The sequence below is a fragment of the Hallella faecis genome (genome assembly GCF_018789675.1).
Taxonomy (GTDB): Bacteria; Bacteroidota; Bacteroidia; order Bacteroidales; family Bacteroidaceae; genus Prevotella; species Prevotella faecis.
The window spans coordinates 1-477 of record NZ_JAHKBE010000162.1; the positions used below are offsets into that span (position 1 = coordinate 1).

Below are 477 nucleotides of genomic sequence, written 5' to 3' on the forward strand. Positions count from 1 at the left end.
CTGATAATCAGCCACTTAACCAAATTTTATTAGTTATATTACGTTAATTAACTCCTTCATTTTCAAACGATTACGTTAGAATTAACAGAGTATTGTTATACAATAAATTCAACCTCAAAGTCTAAATCCGAAACTTGAGTACATTATCGAAACCATTAACGACATGCTGAAGAATACGGCACAGATTGTACATTCACGCCATAGATCTGTAAGCAACTTTATCATGAACCTTATTTCAGCCTTGGGAGCATATTGTTTCTTTGATAACAAGCCAAAGGCATTGCAAGGATACTGCATCGAAGACACGAAGCAACTTACATTGTTCTAAGGACAGAATAATCTCTTTCGATTCTTTATATACAGCTCATGTCTGATGGCATGAGAAGAGAACTCGTGTATCTGTCTTCATATGCAACTAATCGCTATTTTAGGGATGCTCGTAAATCAGTCAAAAACAACCTAACGATCTAATTGTCA

1 pseudogene is annotated in these 477 nt (G+C 35.0%); it reads left to right on the forward strand.

The features are described 5' to 3' along the window. Positions 1-139: 139 nt before the first annotated feature. Positions 140-328 (forward strand): annotated as a pseudogene (locus KM934_RS12970) (transposase); the annotation flags it as partial. Positions 329-477 lie beyond the last annotated feature (149 nt).